Annotated in this window: 18 protein-coding genes and 1 pseudogene; 11 read left to right on the forward strand and 8 right to left on the reverse strand. The window is 60.2% G+C overall.

Translation table 11 applies throughout. The features are described from left to right. Positions 1-14: 14 nt before the first annotated feature. From NX782_RS03835 to NX782_RS03850, 4 genes are all read right to left on the reverse strand, one after another. Positions 15-686, reverse strand: coding sequence for a PEP-CTERM sorting domain-containing protein (locus NX782_RS03835; RefSeq protein WP_075796146.1), 672 nt, complete (start codon positions 684-686; stop codon positions 15-17). 69 nt (positions 687-755) lie between these two features. Next, positions 756-1,094 carry a four-helix bundle copper-binding protein gene (locus tag NX782_RS03840; protein WP_075796145.1) on the reverse strand — a complete coding sequence of 113 codons (339 nt, stop codon included), beginning with the start codon at positions 1,092-1,094 and terminating at the stop codon, positions 756-758. Positions 1,095-1,180: 86 nt separating this feature from the next. After that, a complete protein-coding gene (locus NX782_RS03845; RefSeq protein WP_258844107.1) occupies positions 1,181-2,299 on the reverse strand; it encodes a copper resistance protein B in 1,119 nt (372 codons plus the stop codon). Continuing rightward, a complete protein-coding gene (locus NX782_RS03850; protein ID WP_258844108.1) occupies positions 2,296-4,149 on the reverse strand; it encodes a copper resistance system multicopper oxidase in 1,854 nt (617 codons plus the stop codon). Before NX782_RS03850 ends, NX782_RS03845 begins: the two co-directional genes overlap by 4 nt. Positions 4,150-4,988: 839 nt before the next feature. Between NX782_RS03850 and NX782_RS03855 the strand changes: the two genes are divergently transcribed. From NX782_RS03855 to NX782_RS03875, 5 genes are all read left to right on the forward strand, one after another. Then, complete coding sequence (locus NX782_RS03855; RefSeq protein WP_075796143.1) at positions 4,989-5,384, forward strand: DUF2946 family protein; 396 nt, start codon at positions 4,989-4,991, stop codon at positions 5,382-5,384. Positions 5,385-5,565: 181 nt separating this feature from the next. Continuing rightward, a complete protein-coding gene (locus NX782_RS03860; protein ID WP_075796142.1) occupies positions 5,566-5,931 on the forward strand; it encodes a copper-binding protein in 366 nt (121 codons plus the stop codon). Between the two features lie 82 nt (positions 5,932-6,013). Further along, on the forward strand, positions 6,014-6,379 hold the full coding sequence (copC, locus tag NX782_RS03865; RefSeq protein WP_075796141.1) for a copper homeostasis periplasmic binding protein CopC: 366 nt from the start codon (positions 6,014-6,016) through the stop codon (positions 6,377-6,379). After that, positions 6,379-7,317 (forward strand): CopD family protein, encoded by a 939-nt coding sequence (locus NX782_RS03870; protein ID WP_075796140.1) that lies wholly within the window; start codon positions 6,379-6,381, stop codon positions 7,315-7,317. Before copC ends, NX782_RS03870 begins: the two co-directional genes overlap by 1 nt. A gap of 79 nt (positions 7,318-7,396) precedes the next feature. Next, positions 7,397-7,840 (forward strand): DUF411 domain-containing protein, encoded by a 444-nt coding sequence (locus NX782_RS03875; RefSeq protein ID WP_075796139.1) that lies wholly within the window; start codon positions 7,397-7,399, stop codon positions 7,838-7,840. Between the two features lie 18 nt (positions 7,841-7,858). Here the strand turns inward: NX782_RS03875 and NX782_RS03880 are convergent, their stop codons facing one another. Next, positions 7,859-10,231: a heavy metal translocating P-type ATPase gene (locus tag NX782_RS03880; protein ID WP_075796138.1), complete on the reverse strand. Its 2,373-nt coding sequence runs from the start codon at positions 10,229-10,231 to the stop codon at positions 7,859-7,861. Between the two features lie 53 nt (positions 10,232-10,284). Beyond that, a complete protein-coding gene (locus NX782_RS03885; RefSeq protein ID WP_075796137.1) occupies positions 10,285-10,491 on the reverse strand; it encodes a heavy-metal-associated domain-containing protein in 207 nt (68 codons plus the stop codon). A 440-nt stretch (positions 10,492-10,931) separates the two neighbouring features. On the opposite strand from NX782_RS03885, the gene NX782_RS03890 reads away from it, so the two are divergent. From NX782_RS03890 to NX782_RS03915, 6 genes are all read left to right on the forward strand, one after another. Further along, entirely contained in the window at positions 10,932-11,273 is a 342-nt protein-coding gene (locus NX782_RS03890) for a hypothetical protein (RefSeq protein ID WP_156895811.1), read from the forward strand. Between the two features lie 74 nt (positions 11,274-11,347). Further along, positions 11,348-12,664 carry a TolC family protein gene (locus NX782_RS03895; RefSeq protein ID WP_258844109.1) on the forward strand — a complete coding sequence of 439 codons (1,317 nt, stop codon included), beginning with the start codon at positions 11,348-11,350 and terminating at the stop codon, positions 12,662-12,664. A 26-nt stretch (positions 12,665-12,690) separates the two neighbouring features. Next, complete coding sequence (locus tag NX782_RS03900; protein ID WP_258844110.1) at positions 12,691-14,250, forward strand: efflux RND transporter periplasmic adaptor subunit; 1,560 nt, start codon at positions 12,691-12,693, stop codon at positions 14,248-14,250. Next, positions 14,247-17,423 (forward strand): efflux RND transporter permease subunit, encoded by a 3,177-nt coding sequence (locus NX782_RS03905; RefSeq protein ID WP_075796135.1) that lies wholly within the window; start codon positions 14,247-14,249, stop codon positions 17,421-17,423. The genes NX782_RS03900 and NX782_RS03905 overlap by 4 nt, the downstream gene beginning before the upstream one ends. Before the next feature lie 122 nt (positions 17,424-17,545). Further along, the gene (locus NX782_RS03910; protein ID WP_075796134.1) at positions 17,546-17,803 is read left to right on the forward strand and encodes a hypothetical protein; all 258 of its coding nucleotides are present in this window, start codon (positions 17,546-17,548) and stop codon (positions 17,801-17,803) included. A gap of 89 nt (positions 17,804-17,892) precedes the next feature. After that, complete coding sequence (locus tag NX782_RS03915) at positions 17,893-18,342, forward strand: copper-binding protein (protein WP_075796133.1); 450 nt, start codon at positions 17,893-17,895, stop codon at positions 18,340-18,342. 150 nt (positions 18,343-18,492) lie between these two features. On the opposite strand, the pseudogene NX782_RS03920 reads toward NX782_RS03915, so the two are convergent. Together NX782_RS03920 and NX782_RS26490 are read right to left on the reverse strand one after the other, a co-directional pair. Next, positions 18,493-19,365: pseudogene (locus tag NX782_RS03920) on the reverse strand (IS256 family transposase); the annotation flags it as partial. Between the two features lie 120 nt (positions 19,366-19,485). After that, positions 19,486-19,866, reverse strand: a complete 381-nt coding sequence (locus NX782_RS26490) for an HAD domain-containing protein (RefSeq protein WP_370661757.1) — start codon at positions 19,864-19,866, stop codon at positions 19,486-19,488. Positions 19,867-20,144 lie beyond the last annotated feature (278 nt).

A 20,144-nucleotide genomic window follows, 5' to 3' on the forward strand; every position in this document is an offset into this window, starting at 1 on the left:
TTGTGATGCGAGGTTCAAGCCACAGTCTTTGCCTGCTTCGATGTGAGGCTGCGCCGGCGAGCCAGAGCAGCAACGCCGAGTCCGCCCAACAGCATCGACCACGTCGCCGGCTCGGGCACGGCCATAACGACATTGTTCGCCGCTGCCCAGTACACGGTGCCGTCGTCCTCCATGTTCTGGAAAGACACAGAGGTGAGCGGACGATCCGACAGGAACGCGACAAACGCGTCCTGTGAAGCATTCGACAGCGTGAATGTCTCGCTGTCCGCACCGGACACCGCGCTTAGCACGATGGTGCGGTCCGGCATGAAGGCGCCGAATGAATCGGTTCCGAAGAAGTTGCCACCGAAGCCGAATACCCCGGACGAGAACGCGTTGAACGTGATGACGTCGCTGGACATCGTTCCACTCAGCCAGATATCGCCCCCGCTTCCCGACGGGTAAAAGCCGCTGTCGCCAGGTCCTGCACTTACCTGGTAGGTGTAGGCGCCGGCCAGGCGGCTCAGGGGGCTGCCGGTTTCTACCATGGCCAGGTCGTCGAAGGTGTCGGTGGCCGAGCCGGACACCGCATTGAGAAAGGCAGCGCGGTCGGTGAAGACCGTGATGTCTGCATGTGCGGCGGAAGCCGCCATCGTCACGGCGCATGCGGCAAGCAGCTTCCGTGTGAGGAACAGACTGGAGTTCATCTTGCGGTTCCTTTCGTATGCGCCTTCCCGCTTCCTGCGGGAAGGCATTGTTATCGCGAACGCAAGCCCTCAAGCCGCCGCGGTCGATCCCATCCGGCGGCACTCCTCGGCGCAGCGCCGGCAAGCAGCCGCGCAATCCTGGCAATGCTGCATCTGGTGCTTGGCGCACTCGTCACCGCACGCCTGGCAGATCTGGGCGCAAAGCTGGCAGAGCGCTCCGGCGAATTCGCTGCCCCGGGCCATGAAGGCGGCAGCCAGCCGGCAGATCTGTGCGCAGTCCATGTCGAGTGCGATGCAGCGCGCCATCATCTTGACGTCGTCTTCCTGCAGGCAGGCCGTCGAACACATGTCGCAGGCGTCGGCGCAGGCGTTGCAGGCATCGATACATGATTGATACTGTTGTTGCATGACGTTCTCCTTGAATGGTTGAAAATACCTCTTCAAAACGTCCCTATGGATAGTGCGGGGGTGGTCATGGCCACCCCGCTTCGTGATCAGAACCAGATGCGCACGCCCGCAACGATCTGCGTGCTCTTGTTTCGTTCTCCCCTCGCCCGCGCATAGTCGGCGGTGTCGCCGAAGTTGCGCGCCCAGGTCACGCCGACATACGGGGCGAACTGGCGCCGGATCTCGTAGCGCAGGCGCAGGCCAAGTTCGAGATCGGACAGCCCGCTGCCCACGCCTCTGGCCGGATCGGAGCGGCTGTACAGGTTGGCCTCGACTTCGGGTTCGAGGATCAGCTGCTGCGTGAACAGCAGTTCGTAACGCACGTTGAAACGCGCGGCAAGCCTTCCACCGGACCAGTGGGCGGTCGCTTCCGTATCAAACCAGTACGGCGCCAGGCCGCGCACGCCGAAGGCCAGCCAGTTGCGCGAATCGCCGCCACCGCTGTCGTGGCGTACGCCGAGTTGGGTACTCCAGAAGGTCGCGAAGGTGCGGTCCCACAAGGCTTCCGTACGCAGGGACTGTAGGTGCCCTCCGCGCCGCTCACCCTCGGCCTTGAACCAGGCCTTGTTGTAGTCGTTCCCGTACCACGCTTCGGCGTCTAGATTCTGGCCGTGTTCGCCGTCACCCTTCGCGTATTCGAACTTGTCGAGCAGGATCCGGCCGAAGCGCATCTCGTCGTTCATCTCGTTGCCTGGCAGGTGCGCGAAGCTCGTGCCTTCGGCATAGGCGTCCGGATCGCGGGCGTCGGGCGGTGGACTGCCGCCCTGCATCGGGCCCATCTTCATGTCGTGGCCCATTCCGCCCATGCCGCCCATCGCTTGTCCCATGCTGTGGTCCATGCTTGGTTTGCCCTGTTGCGGCGCCGGCTTGGCGTCCTGCACCCGGTCGTCACCCGCATGATTCATCTGCGAGTGATCCATCCCGGACTGGTCCATCTGCGATTTTTCCATCTGCGTGTGGTCCATCCGCGAATGGTCCATCTGAGAATGGTCCATCTGGGAGTGATCCATTCCTTCCATCGTTTTGGACTGGCCCGTGCCGGATGTCTGGCCGGTTCCGCCCTCCTTCGGCGGCTCGGTCGTCTGGGCCGATGCCGCGTCCGCCGCCACGAGGCCAAAGATCAGCAGCGCGACCGCTGCACCGGTTTTCGTCGTTGCGGTTTTCATGAAACGACCACCTCCCTGAACATGCCTGCTTCCATGTGATAAAGAAGATGGCAGTGGTAAGCCCAATGGCCTGGGGCGTCGGCCGTCACCCGGTAAGTGACGCGCTGGGCCGGCTGCACGTTAATCGTGTGCTTGCGGACCAGGAACTCCCCGCTCGGCGACTCGAGCTCGCTCCACATGCCATGCAGGTGGATCGGATGGTTCATCATGGTGTCGTTCACCAGTACGATGCGCAACCGCTCGCCGTGCCTGAAGTGGACGGGCTTGGACTCCGAAAACTTCTGGCCGTCGAAGGACCACATGAAGCGCTCCATGTTGCCGGTGAGGTGCAATTCGATCTCGCGGGTCGGCTCACGGTCATCGACCGGTCCACCGATCGTGTGAAGATCGGCATAGGTCAGCACGCGCCTCCCGTTGTTGCGCAGATTGATGCCGGGGTCGTCGAGATTGGTGCGAGGCATGTCGACGTGCATGTCGACACCCGGGCCATACTCGGTGCGGGCGTGGGTGACTTTCGGAGGCGTGCCCTGGGCCATTGGCATCGTGTGGCCGCCGCCATGGCCGGCGTGCTGCATCGGCATCTGCATCTGCCCGTGGCCCTCGCCCATCCCGCTGTGAGACATGCCCGGCATGTCGTGCATGCCCTCCATCGAGTGCATGTCGTGCGGCGCCTTCCCTTCCTTGCCCGGCGCCTGGCCCATGCCCGACATGCCGCCCATGCTCCCCATTGCCATCGCGCCCATCATGTCCTGCATGGCCAGCCACTGGGGCGGATCCATATCGGGCACCGGGGCAGACATGCCCGCGCGCGGCGCCAGCGTCGCGCGCACGAAGCCGGAACGCCCGATCGACTGCGCGAAGATGGTGTAGGCCTGGTCGCCGGTTGGCTCGACCAGCACGTCATAGGTTTCGGCAACGGAAATCCGGAATTCGTCGACCGGCACGGGCTCGACGTCCTGTCCGTCCGCAGCGATCACCATCATTTTCAGACCCGGAATGCGAACGTCGAAGATCGTCGTCGCCGAGCCGTTGATGAAGCGCAGCCTGACTTTCTCACCCGGACGGAACAAGCCGGTCCAGTTCCTGTCCGTAGGCGTACCATTGATCAGGTAGGCCATCCTCACGCCCAGGTTGCGGCTGGCGGTCACGTCGCTGAAGTCCGTCGGCAACATGCGCATCTGGTTCCACATCTTGCGCTTGTCGAGCGCGGCCCCGAGGCCGTTCTTCCGTATGTCGTCCAGGAACTGGCCGATGGTCGGCTGGTTGGTGTTGAAGAAGTCGCTCATTTTCTTGAGCTTGGCAAAGACCTTGGCAGGATCGCCATCGACCCAGTCCGACAGCATGACGACGTAGTCACGGTCCGCCTTCACCCGTTCACCGTTCTTCGGCTCGATCACGATCGAACCGGCCAGGCCGCTCTGCTCCTGGAATTCGGAATGGCTGTGGTACCAGTAGGTCCCGCTCTGCTTGACCTGGAAGCGATAGGTGAAGGTCTGGCCCGGAGGAATCCCGGTGAAACTGATGCCGGGCACGCCGTCCATCTCCGCCGGCACCAGGATGCCGTGCCAGTGAATGGAACTCGTGACCGGCAGCCGGTTGGTCACGCGCAGCGTCACGGTGTCGCCCTCGCTCCAGTACAGGACCGGCCCAGGAACCTGGCCGTTGACCGCGGTGGCGACCTGCGGTGCGCCAGTGAAGTTGACCGGCGCCGGCACGATCTCCAGGTCGAATTCGGTGCCGCGCAAGATCGGCTGCGCGGCCTGACCGGCTGCCAGCAGTCTGGCTGGGACCAGCCCGGCGAGGGCGGCGGCCCCTGCGCCCTGCAGGAGCCGTCGTCGCCACCGGTTCACGGCACTCTCCTCAAAAACACGTTGCTGCATGAAGTATTCCCCTAGATGAAGTGATGAAACAATTGCCGCAGTACGGGCCCGCGTCGCGCACGCAGGCGCACTCGCAGCAAACCTCGCTGCGCAGCTACGTGGCGGATGCGGCCTGCGCGCACTCCCAAAGCGTGCGGGCTCCGCGCGTGTTTCGTCGATATCGAAGTTCGAATGAAGATGAATGGCTGGCAGGCATCGATCGATGGCATGTCGCGTGCATCCCGCATGCGCGACGTCTCCGACGGATGCCGGGAGAGCGTTCAGCCCACCTGGGAAGTCAACCGCGTGGCGGTCGCTCTATGCGGGATGGGATCCAGCCCGTGAAGGAGGAGATTGGGGAAACGGAGTCAGTTGCAAACTGCTCTGCTGGAAACCCAGCAACTGCGAACGGCGGGGGCGCCGAGGCGCCGATATAGCCGGCACTGCACGCCCGGCAGGAAGAATGCTTTTGGTGGGCGCCACTATCGCAGGGCATGTCATGATCTGCGGCGACGCTGGCGTGCGCTTGTGCGGTCGACTGGGTCATCGACATCGCCATCTCATGCTCGTCGCAGTCATCCATGACCGTAGCTTCCGGGCTTGCCGATGTGGTATGCGCCATTCTGCATGGCGATGTGATCGTGGCGGCGATGCCCTGCACGGGCAGCGACACGATCAGTATCCATAGCATGAGGACTCGAACGAATGGGCGCATGTAAATCAATCTAGCACATGCAAAAATGACATGTCCGCACGATACGGCACCGCAACGTTCGAAGCTTACCTGCCGATGGGATTGCCGATACTTTCGCATATGCTAGAATCGACGTGTGAAAGCCATCCTGAAAGTCTTGATCGTCTGGATGACGTTGCTGGCGGTGCCGCTCCAAGGCTTCGCTTCCGCGACGATGTCCTTCTGTGTGCCGCCAGTGGCGGCACTGGACAGTCACGACCACGAATCGATGGCCGACGACGTCGACATGTCCAGTGCTCACGCCCATGACGAGCACACGGGTCCGGACATACAGGCCGATCATCATCCCGCGTCTCATCATCAGGCCGGCAAGTGTGCCACCTGTGCGACATGCAGCGTCTGTTTGTCGATGGCACCGTCGTTCGTTGCCGTGCTACCGGCAACTGCTTCTTCGTCAACAACCATTCCCTTTGACCGGCATCTCTTGCCATCGGTCTACCTTGCGCTTCTAGAGCGACCTCCACGCGTCTGACCTTTCACACTGCTGAACGTTTCGTTCCTGCCAAGGCACGGACGTACCTGGCTACGCCTTCGTTGCCGGCACCTCAGCGTGCACAGCCCTTCTTTATCTGTAACTAAAACGGACCGCGTCAGGCCGGCAAGCGCCGTCGCGCGTCCACTGCAATTGAGTTTTGACTGTTTTGGAGCTTCAAATGACTCGTTTTTCTTCCCTGTTCAGCACCCTCCTCGTTTCCGCCGGCCTTGCACTGGCAACGGCCAATACATCGGCACAGATGCAGATGCAGGACCACAGCCAGCACCACGCCGCGCCTGCCGCTTCGCAGGATGATGCGAATGCGCTGACCGATGGCGAGGTCAAGAAAGTCGACAAGGACACCGGCAAGCTGACGGTACAACATGGCCCGCTGACCAATCTAAACATGCCTGGTATGACCATGTCCTTCAAGGTGCAGGATCCGGCAATGCTCGACCAAGTGAAAACTGGCGACAAGATCCGACTGCGTGTCGAACGCATCAACGGGACCTTCACCGTGACCAAACTGGAAGCGGCCAACTAAAGCTGCAGGCGTTCTGTCGGCGCTGCGGGCAGAACGCTCCACACCCATACCTCGACCCAACCAAAGAATCAGGAATAAAAACATGCCCATCAAACACATTTTGGCCCTGGCCACCTTCGCTTTCGCAAGTACCGTAACTTCGGTCGCATTCGCACACGCCAAGTTGCAATCATCGGATCCCCAAGCCGGCAGCACGCTCGGAGATGCACCGAAGCAGGTGCGCCTCAAGTTCAACGAGGCGCTCGAGCCTGCGTTCAGCAAAATCAAAGTGATGGGACCCCAAAATAACGAAATCCCGGTCACCGCGACCACCGTCGACAAGGCGGATCCTACCGTCATGACGGCGCCGCTACCACCGCTGTCCTCGGGCGAGTATCACATCCAGTGGTCGACGATGACCCACGACGGCCATAAGGCAAAGGGCGAAGTCACGTTCAAGGTCAAGTGATGGGGCTGGACCTGCAAGCTGTCCAGCACGTCGTCACTGCCCTCCTGAACGTCGCGGTAGCCCTCGTCACGGGAGCGAGCGCTTCGCGCTTGTGGATTAGTCGTGACGCATCCAGCTGGGCCGACGCGCGCCGCCAGTCCGTCCGCAAGACTGCCTTGACCGGTGTCGTCGTCGCTCTGGCCGCGAACGCGGCGCTGTTGTGGCTGGAATCGGCGGCCATGGCCGAGGTCCCAGTGACTGAAGCGGCTGGCGCCACCTGGTCGATGCTGACCTCGACACACCTTGGGCTCGCGTGGTCCATTGGGATGTTCGGGCTAGCCATGGCTACCTTCGGAACCTGCATGCGCGGCGATCGCAACCAGGTGCCTGCACTGCTGACTTTGGCGGCGCTTGCCGTATTCTGGTACACGCGCGGCATGGTCAGCCACGCCGCCAGCGAAGGCGACTTCAGCCTGCCCTTGCTGGCGGACTGGATCCACCTCGGCCTGATCAGCCTATGGGTCGGTGAAGTGTTCCTTGCTGGCGGGGTCATGTTGAGGGCAACCGAAAACATGGCCACGGCCGACAGACGCGCGCGGGCGGCTTATGTAGCGTCCCTATCCGGCTCGGCGACGTTCGCGCTTACCGGCATCTTGGCCACGGGCCTGTATGCAAGCTGGCGCAACCTGGGCGGATTCGAAAACCTGGTCGGCAACCCGTATGGCAAAACGCTTGTAGCGAAGCTGCTGCTCGTAGGCGTTGCGACGATGCTGGGTGGGATCAATCGCTTTGTCGTGATGCCGCCGTGGCTCGCGCGCGAGTCCGCAGGAAATGCCGCCCCCGAGCTTTTACCGATGCGGTTCAAGCGCATACTTTGGATCGAAGCGCTTGTATTGCTTGCGGTCGTTGTTCTGGCGGCCTGGCTTGCATCGACATCGCCCCCGGGCGAACAGATGTAGGACGTTCCAGCTGAGTGATAGTTGATTTGACGCTGGCAGCCGACCATATCCGTCGGCGCCAGCACTTAGGAGAAGGATTATGTTAATCGGAAAATTCAGAAATCTCGCGGTCGCTGCCCTGATCGGGCTGCCGACGCTCGCCAGCGCCGCAACCCAGGCCGTCGAGGTCTACAAGACCGCAACCTGCGGCTGCTGTGAAGAATGGGCCAAGCACCTGCGGGCCAACGGATTCAAGGTCAATGCGCACGATGTCGCCAATCCATCCGACACCCGCGAGAAAATGGGCATTCCCAATCGGCTCGGCTCATGCCACACGGCAGTTGTCGGCGGTTATGCGATCGAAGGGCATGTGCCAGCCGCTGAGATCAAGCGGCTGCTTGCTGCGAAGCCGAAAGCGAAAGGGCTGGCCGTGCCGGCCATGCCGCCTGGCTCTCCTGGAATGGAGGGCCCAACGCGCATGCCGTACGACGTGCTACTGGTCCGCAACGACGGCAGTACGACGGTCTACAAGCACTACGACTGAGCGATCGGGCGCCTGCAGTTACTTCGCCGTGCCCCGCAGGCGCAGCGCGTTGGTGATCACGGATACCGAGCTCAGACTCATCGCCAACGCCGCGATCATCGGTGACAGCAGGCGGCCGGTGAACGGATAAAGCACGCCTGCTGCCAAAGGAATCCCGAGCGCGTTGTAGAAAAAAGCGAAGGCCAGATTCTGCCGCATGTTGCGCACGGTCTCCAGCGACAGCAGGCGCGCCCGCGCGATACCGCGCAGGTCGCCCTTGACCAAGGTGACGTGGGCCGAGTTGATGGCGACATCCGTTCCGGTACCCATCGCGATACCGACATTGGCCTTGGCCAGTGCGGGGGAGTCGTTGATGCCATCCCCTGCCATCGCAACCGTTTTCCCCTGCGCCTGCAGCCTTTCCACCAGTGCCAGCTTGTCCTGCGGCTTGACCTCGCCGTAGACTTCCGGGATGCCAAGCTTGGCCGCAACCGACCTGGCGGTCGTGACACCGTCGCCGGTCGCCATGACGACCGTGATGCCAGCCTCCTTGAGCGTTGCCAGCGCTTCCGGCGTGGTCTGCTTGACCGGGTCGGATACCGCCACCAGCCCTAGGAGCTGCCGATCGGCCGCCAGGTACATGACGCTTGCACCTTCCTGGCGCCAGCTTTCCGCCTGGGCCGTGAGTGGCTTCCAGTCGACCTTTTCGATGTCCATAAGCGCGGTATTTCCGAGGGCAATGCGCTTGCCCTCGACAACTCCACGCACGCCGATGCCGCTGGACGATTCGAAGGACTCCGGCTTGGCCAGGCCCAGCCCGCGGCTTAGCGCCTCGGCCACAATCGCATGGGCCAGCGGGTGTTCGCTGCCCTGGTCGATGCTGGCAGCGATCCGCAACACCTCCTGTTCGTCCCCGCCCGGGATCGCAGCGGCCGAATGGAACGCCGGCTTGCCTTCGGTGAGTGTCCCCGTCTTATCGACGATGAGGGTATCGATCTTGCGCATGCTCTCGATGGCCGCCGCATCGCGGAACAGGATGCCCTGCGTGGCGCCGCGGCCGGTAGCGGCCATGATGGACATTGGCGTCGCCAGCCCGAGCGCGCACGGGCAGGCAATAATCAGCACCGAGACGGCATTTACGAAGCCGTACACCCAGCTCGGCTCCGGACCGAAAAGCCCCCACCCGAGCAGCGTCAGCAAGGCTATGGTCACGACAATCGTCACGAAGTAGCCGGCCACCACGTCGGCCAGGCTCTGCATGGGCGCGCGCGAACGCTGTGCCTGGGCGACCATCTGGACGATTTGCGACAGCATGGTCTCCGAGCCCACTTTTTCCGAGCGCACGACCAGACTGCCGCTGGCATTGATGGTTGCACCGATTACCTTGTCGCCCGGGCGCTTGGTTACGGGCACAGGCTCGCCGGTCAGCATGGACTCGTCGACCGCGCTTTCGCCCTCCAGGACAGTGCCGTCGACCGGCACCTTTTCGCCTGGCCGCACACGGAGCGCATCGCCGACGTGTACATGAGTCAAAGGAATGTCTTCTTCCGTGCCATCGGCGTTGATGCGGCGCGCCGTTTTCGGCGCCAGGCCCAGCAGGGATTTGATTGCTGCCGAGGTCTGCGAGCGTGCGCGCAGCTCCAGGATCTGTCCCAGTAGAGTCAGCGAAATGATGGCCGCGGCCGCCTCATAGTACACACCGATGCGTCCATGCATGGCAAAGGTTTGCGGAAATAGTCCGGGCGCGACGGTTGCGACTACGCTGTAGCAGTACGCTGCTGCGACGCCGAGCCCAATCAGCGTCCACATGTTGGGGCTGCGATTGCTGATGGACTGCACCCCGCGTGTAAAGAACGGCCATCCGGCCCACAGCACGACCGGTGTGCTCAGCACGAGTTCGATCCAGCTTTGCCCGGGCAAGCCTCCTGTGAAGAACCGGTGCCCCGCCATCGCAAGGACGGTCACAATGACCGTCAGCGGCAGGGTCCACCAGAAACGGCGCTTGAAGTCCACTAGTTCCGGATTTTCTTCCTCTTCCAAGGACGGGAGCATGGGCTCGAGCGTCATGCCGCAAATCGGGCAGTTGCCAGGCTGCGGCTGCTGGATTTCAGGATGCATCGGGCAGGTATAGATCGTGCCTTCCGGCGCGGCGGGCGCCGGTTCATTGGCAGCGAGGCCTATATACTGCTGGGGCGACACCCGGAACTTGTCCATGCACCTGGCGCTGCAGAAATGATAAGTTTGCCCCTCGTGCCGAATTTCCCTGGCGGGGTCGGCGCCGACTTTCATTCCGCAGACCGGGTCAGTGAATGGCTTATCCCCAGTTCCGCTCTCATGGCGCACTCCGTGCCCAGGGCCATGCTCATGATGATGTTCGTGGCCGTCGTGATCGTGATGCGGCTGGTCGTTCATATCGGAACCTTTCCTGGACTCGTTATTGCAAGTTCACATTGGGTACATCCGGCTCAGTCAGCCGCTACCTGAGTAGCCGGATAGCCGGCAGCGGTAATCGCGGCGGCGACTGCATCCGGTGCTCTCGCGCTTTCCACACGGACGAGCTTGTCTTTCAACAGCACCTCGACTTTTGCATCCGGATCCAAGGTCTGCACGGTCCGGGTAACCCGGCTGGCGCAGCCGCCGCAGGACATCTTTTCTACCTTAAGCGTGTACATTGCTTTCCTCCTGTCTGATTGCTCCGATTACAATGTAGACCTTCCCATGATAGGAAGGTCAAGCTCTATCTGTGGTGATTTCACCGCGTAGACATATGATAATTGCCAGTGCCCAAAGAGACCGCTTAACTCGTATTTCCAAGAAGCGGCAGGCCATAAGGGACAGCGAAGGTAATCAGGGCCGGAGCAATCACGATTCAGAAAAAGAACTTGTAGATTGTCTGCGCTTGGGCCACACCTACGCCACTCAATTCGTCTACACGCTCTGAGACGAGCCTGAATAGACGCGTTACCCGAACCGAAAGAGTTAAATACTCGCCATTTAAGGTCGGTATAATTGACAACAAAATGTGGCGGTCCTAGACTACATCCTGACCATGAGACTTCCTCGCACATCCCGACTGATTGCCGCAACAATACTGCTGTTTAGCATATTGTTCATGCAGCTCGCTGTGTCGGCCTATGCGTGCCCAGCTCTGAACTTGGGAAATGACGATCAGTTGACCTCGTCCGTGCATGCGAAGCCAGCCGACATGGTCGCATGCCAGGACATGGATATGGAACAGCCCAGCCTGTGCCATGCGTCCCACCAGACAGACAAGCAATCGCTCGACAAGCCGGCGACGCCACCGTTGGCGCCTTTCGTGGCGGTAGGGTACGGGCTTCCGATAAGCCTGAACACATTGACGTACCAGCGGCCTCTCGGCTGGCCTGCTCCCGCCTTCCTCACCTATGCGACGGCACCGCCCATAGCCATTCGCAACTGCTGTTTCCGCATTTGATCCTTCAGTTTGCATGATTCCTCATCGCTGCGCTTTTGCGCGGGCGGTGTTACTCAATGCATTCTGGAGGTTTGATGTTTTCCCCACATATCATGGCGTCGCAAATGACGCCTTGTTCGGCTGTTCGGTCTTCCCGGGCTGTCCTTCTTCTTGTATTTGCTGTCTCGCTTGTCCTTGGCAATCCTACGTTTGCCGCTGAAACGCCATTGACGCTGGCTGAAGCCCAGCAGCGGGCCATCGAGCGATCGCGAATGCTGGCGGCAAAAGACTACGCTGTCCAGTCCTCACGGGAGATGTCGGTCGCTGCCGGTCAGCTCCCAGATCCAGTCCTGAAGGTCGGTATCGATAACCTGCCGATCAATGGACAAGATCGCTTCAGCTTGACGCGTGACTTCATGACGATGCGACGGGTCGGTGTCATGCAAGAGCTGACGCGTTCCGACAAACGTCGCCTGCGTGCCGAACGGTTTGAACGCGAAGCGGAAAAGTCGATTGCGGAGAAAGCGGCCACGGCCGCGACAATCGAACGCGAGACCGCTTTGGCCTGGCTGGACCGTTACTACGCCGAAGCCATGTCGGCCGCAGTAGCCGAACAGATAGATCAGGCGAAGCTGGAAATCCAGGCGGCCGAGTCCGCGTATCGGGCCGGCCGCGGCAACCAGGCCGACATCTTCAGTTCGCGCAGCGCACTTGCGGCCCTGGAGGACAAGGCTAGCGATATCGACCGCCGCATCGGCAACGCTAAAATCGCACTGGCTCGGTGGATCGGTGACGCGGCGCAGCAGCCGTTGGGCGCCAAACCGGCGGTCGATACCATCCGCCTCAACGAGGCCACACTCGACACCCAGCTTAACCACCACCCAGAACTTGCCGTGCTGGCCAGGCAGGAAGACATCGCAGTCGCAGAAGCGCAACTTGCAAGAGCCAACAAGAAAGCGGACTGGAGCGTCGAGGTCGCAGTGCAACAACGCGGCCCAGGGTATTCGGACATGGTGTCAATCGGCCTTTCGGTGCCCCTGCAGTGGGACCAGAAAAACCGCCAGGATCGCGAACTGTCTTCCAAGCTGGCTCAGGTCGAACGGGCGAGGGCCGAGCGCGAAGATATGTTGCGTGCCCATGTCGCCGAAGTGCGTGCCATGTTGAACGAGTGGCATACGGACAGGCAGCGACAAACCCGGTATGAGAAAGAACTGACCCCTCTGGCCAACTCCAGAACAACCGCGATCGTTGCCGCCTACCGGGGCGGAAAAGCCACGCTGGCGGACGTCATCGCCGCTCGTCGCAGTGAAATCGAAGTGCGCCTGCAGGCATTACAACTCGAGCAGGAAACCGACCGCTTGTGGGCGCAATTGAATTTTCTCTTTCCGCAAAACGGCGGTCCCGGCCACTGAAAAGCCGGGCGAACAAGGATTTTTATATGGATACTAAAAAAATAACAATTGCTCTGCTCGTGGCTGCTGCATTGGGCGCTGGTGGGTATGGCGTGTACAAGCTCGGCATGAATCAAGGGATGGGGATGTCAACCGTTCCACAAACGGCGTCCTCCGCCCAAGGGGCAGGTGTGAATCAAGCCAATGGACGCAAGGTGCTTTACTGGCACGACCCGATGGTCCCGGGCCAGAAATTCGACAAGCCGGGCAAGTCACCGTTCATGGACATGGAACTGGTGCCCGTGTATGCGGATGAGGCTGGCGACGAAGGCAAGATCAGCATCAGTCCTCGCGTTGAACAGAACTTGGGTGTTCGTACCGCCGAAGTCACGAAAGCCAGGTTTGCCGCCAATGTGGAAGCTGTTGGCAACGTCGCGTACAACGAGCGTGACGTCGCCGTGGTACAGGCGCGTAGCAACGGCTATGTCGAGCGGCTTTTCGTGCGTGCAGCGCTTGACCCGGTAAAGAAAGGCCAGCCGCTGGCCGCACTGTATGTACCCGACTGGGTAGCAGCACAGGAGGAATACCTCACCGCAATGAAAATGAACGGTCCCGGGACGGACGGACTGGCGGAAGGGGCGCGACAGCGTATGCGCCTGGCGGGCATGACGGATGCGCAGATCCGTAGCGTCGAGTCCAGCGGCAAGGTGCAGCCCCGTTTGACCGTCAGCTCGCCGATCAATGGCGTGATCGGAGAACTGACAGTCCGTGAAGGGATGACGATCGCATCGGGCGCACCTATGTTCCGGATCAATGGACTCAGCACGGTCTGGATCAACGCCGAGCTTCCTGAAGCCGCATCGGCCGAGGTGCGCCCAGGCACACCGGTGGAAGCCCGTACCCCTGCCCTGCCGGGCACAGTATTGAAGGGCAAGGTCAGCGCGATCCTGCCTGAAGTCGAGGCGGCAACGCGCACATTGAAAGCGCGGGTCGAGCTGGCCAATCCCGGACAGCGACTGGTGCCGGGCATGTTTGCCACCGTGAACTTTACGCCCGCGGCGAGCGCGGAAACCTTGACGGTGCCGACGGAAGCAGTCATCCAGACCGGTAAGCGCAGTGTCGTGATGCTTGAACAGGGTCAAGGCAAATTCATGCCCGTCGATGTCCAGATCGGCCGCGAGAGCAACGGCCAGACCGAAATCCTCAAAGGTCTCGACGTCGGGCAAAAAGTTGTTGTTTCAGGCCAGTTCCTGATCGATTCCGAAGCCAGCCTGCGAGGCACCACGAACCGGCTGAGCGGTCCTGCGCCGGCGGGAGACTCCAAGCCAAGCGCAGGGCCAACGACACATCGTGCGCATGGCAAGGTGGAGAACATCAACAAGGATGAAATCACGTTTTCGCACGATCCGATCCCGAGCATGCAGTGGCCGGCGATGACAATGGGGTTCAAGGTCCCGGCAGGAGGTGTACCGAAAGATCTGGCGGTCGGCGACATGATGAACTTCGAATTCCAGCAGACCAAGGACGGAGCGTTCCAGATCACCAGCATGTCCCCTGCCGGCCCGTCGATGCAGGGCATGAGCGGAATGGGAGACTCCAGGAAATGATCGCCAAACTCATTCGCTGGTCGATCCTCAATCGCTTCCTGGTCCTGCTTGCGACACTCGGCATCACGGCCTGGGGCATCTATGCGCTGCAACGTACGCCTCTGGATGCGCTGCCCGACCTGTCCGACGTGCAGGTGATCATCCGCACATCCTATCCCGGCCAGGCGCCACAAATTGTCGAGAATCAGGTGACTTATCCGCTGACGACGACAATGCTGTCGGTACCCGGCGCGAAAACGGTGCGCGGCTATTCTTTCTTTGGCGACTCCTTCGTCTACATCCTGTTCGAGGACGGCACCGACCCCTACTGGGCACGCTCGCGCGTACTGGAATATTTGAACCAGGTTCAGTCGCGCCTGCCGCCACAGGCAAAGACAGCGCTCGGGCCGGATGCCAGTGGCGTTGGCTGGGTGTACGAGTATGCCCTGGTCGACCGTAGCGGCAAGATGGACCTGTCGCAGCTGCGCGCGTTCCAGGACTGGTTCCTCAAGTACGAGCTCAAGACGGTACCCAATGTGTCGGAAGTCGCAAGCCTGGGCGGCATGGTTCGTCAATACCAGATCGTCCTCGATCCTGACAAGCTGCGGGCCTACAACATCGCGCATAACGTGATCATCGACGCCGTGCAAAAGGCCAACCAGGAGGCCGGTGGCTCCGTGCTCGAGCTGGGCGAAGCCGAATACATGGTGCGTGCGAGCGGTTATCTGCAATCGCTCGACGATTTTCGCAAGATCCCACTGATGACCTCCCAGGCTGGTGTTCCCGTCCTGCTCGGAGACGTCGCGCGAATCCAGCTGGGACCGGAAATGCGGCGCGGCATCTCCGAGCTGAACGGCGAAGGCGAAGTGGCGGGTGGCGTGATCGTTATGCGCTCAGGGAAGAATGCACTGGAAACCATCGACGCGGTGAAAGCCAAACTGGCGTCTCTCAAGTCGAGTTTGCCTCCGGGCGTGGAGATCGTTCCGACCTATGACCGCTCGAACCTCATCCAGCGCGCTGTCGACAACCTCAGGGATAAGTTGGTGGAGGAGTTCATCGTTGTTGCGGTGGTGTGCGCAATCTTCCTGTTCCATCTGCGCTCCGCGCTGGTCGCGATCGTGACATTACCGATCGGTATTCTGACCGCCTTCATCATCATGCATTACCAGGGGGTGAACGCGAACATCATGTCGCTCGGCGGTATTGCGATCGCGGTAGGCGCCATGGTGGACGCCGCCGTCGTCATGATCGAGAACGCACACAAGCATATCGAAGCGTGGAATCACAAGCATCCCGGCGCAAAACTCGACGGAGAAGCGCGCTGGCGGGTCATTGGGGACGCCGCCGCCGAAGTCGGTCCGGCACTGTTCTTTTCGCTGTTGATCATTGTGCTGTCGTTCATTCCGGTGTTTACGTTGGAAGCGCAGGAAGGACGGCTGTTCTCACCGCTTGCCTTCACGAAGACGTATTCGATGGCAGCCGCCGCGGGGCTGGCCGTGACCTTGATCCCGGTGCTGATGGGTTACCTGATCCGCGGACGGATTCCCGACGAACAGAAGAATCCGCTGAATCGCTTCCTGATCGTCCTGTACCGGCCGTTACTGGATGGCGTGCTGCGCTTTCCCAAGTCGACCCTGGTCGTCGCCGCCATGATTGCCGCCATCACCGTCTGGCCGATGACCCGGCTCGGCGGCGAATTCATGCCGCCTCTCGACGAAGGCGACCTTCTTTACATGCCGTCGGCGCTACCAGGGCTTTCGGTTGGCAAGGTGTCGCAGTTGTTGCAACAAACGGACCGCCTGATCAAGACGGTACCGGAAGTGCAAAGCGTCTTCGGCAAGGCGGGACGGGCCGAGACGGCGACCGACCCTGCTCCACTGGAGATGTTCGAGACCACGATCCAGTTCAAGCCAAAGGATCAATGGCGGCCGGGAATGACACCGGATAAGCTGGTGGAAGAACTGGACCGCGTGGTCAAGGTGCCTGGGCTTTCCAACATCTGGGTCCCACCGATCCGCAACCGCATCGACATGCTGGCCACCGGAATCAAGAGTCCGGTCGGGGTCAAGGTGGCCGGTACCAGTCTGCAGGAGATCGACCGCGTTGCTGGCGAAATCGAACGGATCGTCAAGACGGTGCCCGGCGTTTCATCGGCACTTGCCGAACGTCTCAACGGTGGACGTTATATTGACGTCAATATCAATCGTGACCAGGCAGCGCGCTACGGCTTGAATATCGCCGATGTGCAGAGTGTCGTGTCGGCGGCAATCGGCGGCGACAACATCGGCGAGACCGTCGAAGGCCTGCAGCGATTCCCGATCAATGTCCGCTATCCACGCGAAGTCAGGGATTCAGTCGAGAACCTCCGCCAGTTGCCGGTCCTGACGCCGCGCGGCGCACAGATTCGCCTGGGAGATGTAGCGACGGTCCGCATCAATGACGGCCCGCCCATGCTCAGGAGCGAAAATGCACGGCTGTCTGGCTGGGTGTACGTCGACATCCGCGGGCGTGACATGAGCTCGGTGGTGCGGGACATGCAGCAGGCTGTCGCCAAGCAGGTCAAGCTGCAGCCTGGCTATTCGATTTCGTGGTCCGGTCAGTTCGAATACCTGGAACGCGCCAGCGCGAAGCTCAAGGTTGTCGTACCGGCGACGCTGCTGGTGATCTTTGTCCTTCTCTATCTGACATTCAAGCGCTTTGACGAAGCCATCCTGATCATGGCCACCCTGCCGTTCGCACTGGCAGGCGGCGTCTGGCTGCTCTGGATGCTCGGCCATCACCTGTCTGTCGCCAGCGCGGTCGGCTTCATTGCCCTTGCCGGCGTCGCGGCCGAGTTCGGGGTGATCATGCTGCTCTACCTGAAGCAGGCCTGGGAGGCTCACGTCACTGTCGGAAAGTCATCCGAGGCCGATTTGTTGGACGCCATTCGGGAAGGGGCGGTACAGCGCGTCCGGCCAAAAGCCATGACTGTGGCGGTGATCATTGCAGGCCTTGTTCCGATCATGATCGCGTCCGGCACCGGCTCGGAAATCATGCAACGTATTGCTGCGCCGATGGTCGGCGGCATGTTGTCCGCGCCATTGCTGTCCATGTTTGTGGTTCCGGTTGTGTACCTGTTGATGCGCCGCCGGGAGTTACGAAAAGAGAACGCGCGAAGACCCGCCCACCAGGAGGCCAACTATGAAACTACATGAGCTTACCTCTGCACGGTGTCTCAAGGTCCGGCTCGTTTAGCAGGCCAGAGCGTAGACGGTTAAAACTTGCTGCAGGCAGGTTTGGTCGAGTTCAGTTTTCGCAGTCGTTGAAGGAGTCAATCATGAAAAAATTTCTTGTCACCCTACTCAGCGTGATGTCATTCGCTACCGCTTTGCCGGCGTTCGCCGGTCCTGATTGGCAAATCATCGAGCACGGACGCAAGGTCAAGGCGGAGCGCATGCGACAGGAACAAGCTCAGCGCACCCAAGATGAGCAACAGAAAACCTTGCAATTGCCGGGTAACCAAACCGACAAGGAACAGATGATAAAGGCGTGCATGGAAATGATGAACAAGTCAAAGCAGCAGGCTGATCATTAATGAACCCGTATCGGCAATCTTAGCCACAACAACTTGGCGTCCCGTCGCGGACTCAAGACTTTACTTTTATTCACTTGAGGAGAATTCTCATGAAACGTTTTGCCCAACTGGCCTTTATTTCTGCACTGACCATTTCCGGAACCGCCTTCGGCCAGACAGGCGACATGAAGGGCATGGAAATGAAAAAGGGTTGCATGGACATGAAGGATATGAAAGGCATGGACATGAACAATATGAAAGGCATGAATATGGAGGGATGTAAGGAGATGATGAAGGAGAACACTGCCGACAGCAAAGTCCAAGGTACCTCCAAGGAAGGCACAGTACACAAGACGTCAGCCGTGGTGAAATCGGTAGATCCGGCCAACGGCAAGGTGACACTTGCCCATGACCAGGTAAAGACCCTGAACTGGCCGGCAATGACGATGACTTTCGGCGTCAAGGACAAGTCTTTGCTCGACAAGCTCGCAGTCGGAAAGAAAGTGGACGTTGAGTTCACGCAGCAAGGATCGAACTACGTCGTTTCAGCAGTTAAATAAGCGGAATACGGGTCTTCAGCTCGGGTTCTATTCGTCAGCACAGTGACAATCCGGGTAGCCGCGACGGTAGATCCGCCATCGCCGCTGTGCTGATTCTAATTGCTCGCGAGTTTTAGCTAATAACGCCCCGGAACCCGTAGCGTAGATAATTGCGTTCGTGAAGCGCTCGCCGAACATGATGGCGAATTGGTTTGCAACCTGCTTCCAGGTGCGCTGCGGCATCTTCCAATTTTTCTCGATGTTGCGCAAGGCCAGAAATAACAATTTGGTCGCGGCCTCGTCGCTCGGGAAGTGACCGCGGTTCTTGACGATCTTGCGAAGGGGCATATGCAGGCTCTCGATGGCGTTGGTCGTGTAGATAATCGTGCGCACTTCCGGCGGGTAGGCAAAGAAGGGAATCACCTGCTACCATTGAAGTCGCCACATCGCGGCTACAGTCGGGAATTTGGTGTCCCATGGTCCGGCTGCAAACGCATCCAGCGCCGCTTCGGCCAGCTCGGCGTTGGCGGCGTGGTAAATCGGCTTGAGCACCGCTGCCAGTTCCTTACGGTCCTTCCAGGCCGCTAGCGTGGTCGAGTTGCGGATCAGGTGCACGATGCACGTCTGGATCTGCGCCTGTGGATACACGGCCTTGATGGGCTCCGGGAAGCCGCGCAGGCCATCGACGACGGCGATCAGGACATCGTCCAGGCCACGGTTCTTGAGTTCGTTAAAAACCCTCAGCCAGAACTTGGCGCCTTCGGTCTGTTCGATCCACAGTCCCAGCACCTCCTTACGGCCATCGGCACGAATGCCCAAGGCCAGATACACGGCCTTGTTTTTGACGCTGCCTTCATCCCGGATTTTCAGGCGCAGAGCATCGAAATACACGATCGGATACATCGTTTCAAGCGGCCTTTGCTGCCATTGCGTGACCTCTTCGAGCACCTCGTCGGTGATAGTCGAAATCAGGTCCGGCGACACCTCAGTGCCGTACAGTTCCAGCAAATGCGCCTGAATCTCGCACACGCTCATTCCACGGGACCTTGACATTGGTGCCAATTTGCTGGGACGGTGGTGCAGAGACGCCAACGTGGAGGGCCCTGCCAAGAATCCGTTGGGGCTATAACCAGATGACGCCGGTCCGCGGGCCAACCCTCGATGTCATCGTCCAGTGCTAGCCAGCGCTCGCCCCCCCCCCCGTTCTTCGGCATCGCCGGTAATGGCGTCATGTCTCCGCTGCGGGGGGAACCGCAGCATCGAACCCTGCCAGATTGTCCCTACTACTCGCGCGCGCAGCGCCGGTGGCAGCTGCTGCACAGCAAATTCGTAGCCCAGTATTCGCACCCAACTAGTCGCTAGCGATATACGAACCTCTGGAAATGCCTCCAAAATACATGCTAAAAGTGGTGCATTCTCGAAGAGAAGGCGATCCGTCGGCCGCCCATTTTGATATATCCGCGGCCGTAACGGCTCAGCCTTAGTAATGCGTACATCAGATGGGTGCAGAACGCCATCATAATCGAGATAGAGTATAGGGCCCATACAAAATAATCTACGCCTGCGAGAGCGAAAACGCGTACAACTCTCTACAGCATATTAAACTCCGGCCTTGATTTCGTTTAGACCCACTAAACCATAAGTTCAAATCCAGTTATCGCCAGCGGCTTGCCGCGACGATTACCGTGCTGCCGGAGCGTGTGGACTTCAAGGGACATTGCGGCCAAAGCGTCAGTGTTCTGCTGCGCTCACGATAATGGACGAGCGTAGACTGGTTCACGCTATCCCAATCCATTAAAAACGCCAGCATAAGCGTCCTCGAT

It is taken from the genome of Massilia norwichensis (genome assembly GCF_024753245.1).
GTDB lineage: Bacteria > Pseudomonadota > Gammaproteobacteria > Burkholderiales > Burkholderiaceae_D > Telluria > Telluria norwichensis.

Bases quoted from the DNA above. Each gene is read 5' to 3' on its own strand.
- NX782_RS03835 (WP_075796146.1), bottom strand. From the start codon at position 686: ATGAACTCCAGTCTGTTCCTCACACGGAAGCTGCTTGCCGCATGCGCC.
- NX782_RS03840 (WP_075796145.1), bottom strand. From the start codon at position 1,094: ATGCAACAACAGTATCAATCATGTATCGATGCCTGCAACGCCTGCGCC.
- NX782_RS03845 (WP_258844107.1), bottom strand. From the start codon at position 2,299: ATGAAAACCGCAACGACGAAAACCGGTGCAGCGGTCGCGCTGCTGATC.
- NX782_RS03860 (WP_075796142.1), top strand. From the start codon at position 5,566: ATGACTCGTTTTTCTTCCCTGTTCAGCACCCTCCTCGTTTCCGCCGGC.
- copC (WP_075796141.1), top strand. From the start codon at position 6,014: ATGCCCATCAAACACATTTTGGCCCTGGCCACCTTCGCTTTCGCAAGT.
- NX782_RS03870 (WP_075796140.1), top strand. From the start codon at position 6,379: ATGGGGCTGGACCTGCAAGCTGTCCAGCACGTCGTCACTGCCCTCCTG.
- NX782_RS03875 (WP_075796139.1), top strand. From the start codon at position 7,397: ATGTTAATCGGAAAATTCAGAAATCTCGCGGTCGCTGCCCTGATCGGG.
- NX782_RS03880 (WP_075796138.1), bottom strand. From the start codon at position 10,231: ATGAACGACCAGCCGCATCACGATCACGACGGCCACGAACATCATCAT.
- NX782_RS03885 (WP_075796137.1), bottom strand. From the start codon at position 10,491: ATGTACACGCTTAAGGTAGAAAAGATGTCCTGCGGCGGCTGCGCCAGC.
- NX782_RS03890 (WP_156895811.1), top strand. From the start codon at position 10,932: ATGCAGCTCGCTGTGTCGGCCTATGCGTGCCCAGCTCTGAACTTGGGA.
- NX782_RS03895 (WP_258844109.1), top strand. From the start codon at position 11,348: ATGTTTTCCCCACATATCATGGCGTCGCAAATGACGCCTTGTTCGGCT.
- NX782_RS03900 (WP_258844110.1), top strand. From the start codon at position 12,691: ATGGATACTAAAAAAATAACAATTGCTCTGCTCGTGGCTGCTGCATTG.
- NX782_RS03905 (WP_075796135.1), top strand. From the start codon at position 14,247: ATGATCGCCAAACTCATTCGCTGGTCGATCCTCAATCGCTTCCTGGTC.
- NX782_RS03910 (WP_075796134.1), top strand. From the start codon at position 17,546: ATGAAAAAATTTCTTGTCACCCTACTCAGCGTGATGTCATTCGCTACC.
- NX782_RS03915 (WP_075796133.1), top strand. From the start codon at position 17,893: ATGAAACGTTTTGCCCAACTGGCCTTTATTTCTGCACTGACCATTTCC.
- NX782_RS26490 (WP_370661757.1), bottom strand. From the start codon at position 19,866: ATGGGCCCTATACTCTATCTCGATTATGATGGCGTTCTGCACCCATCT.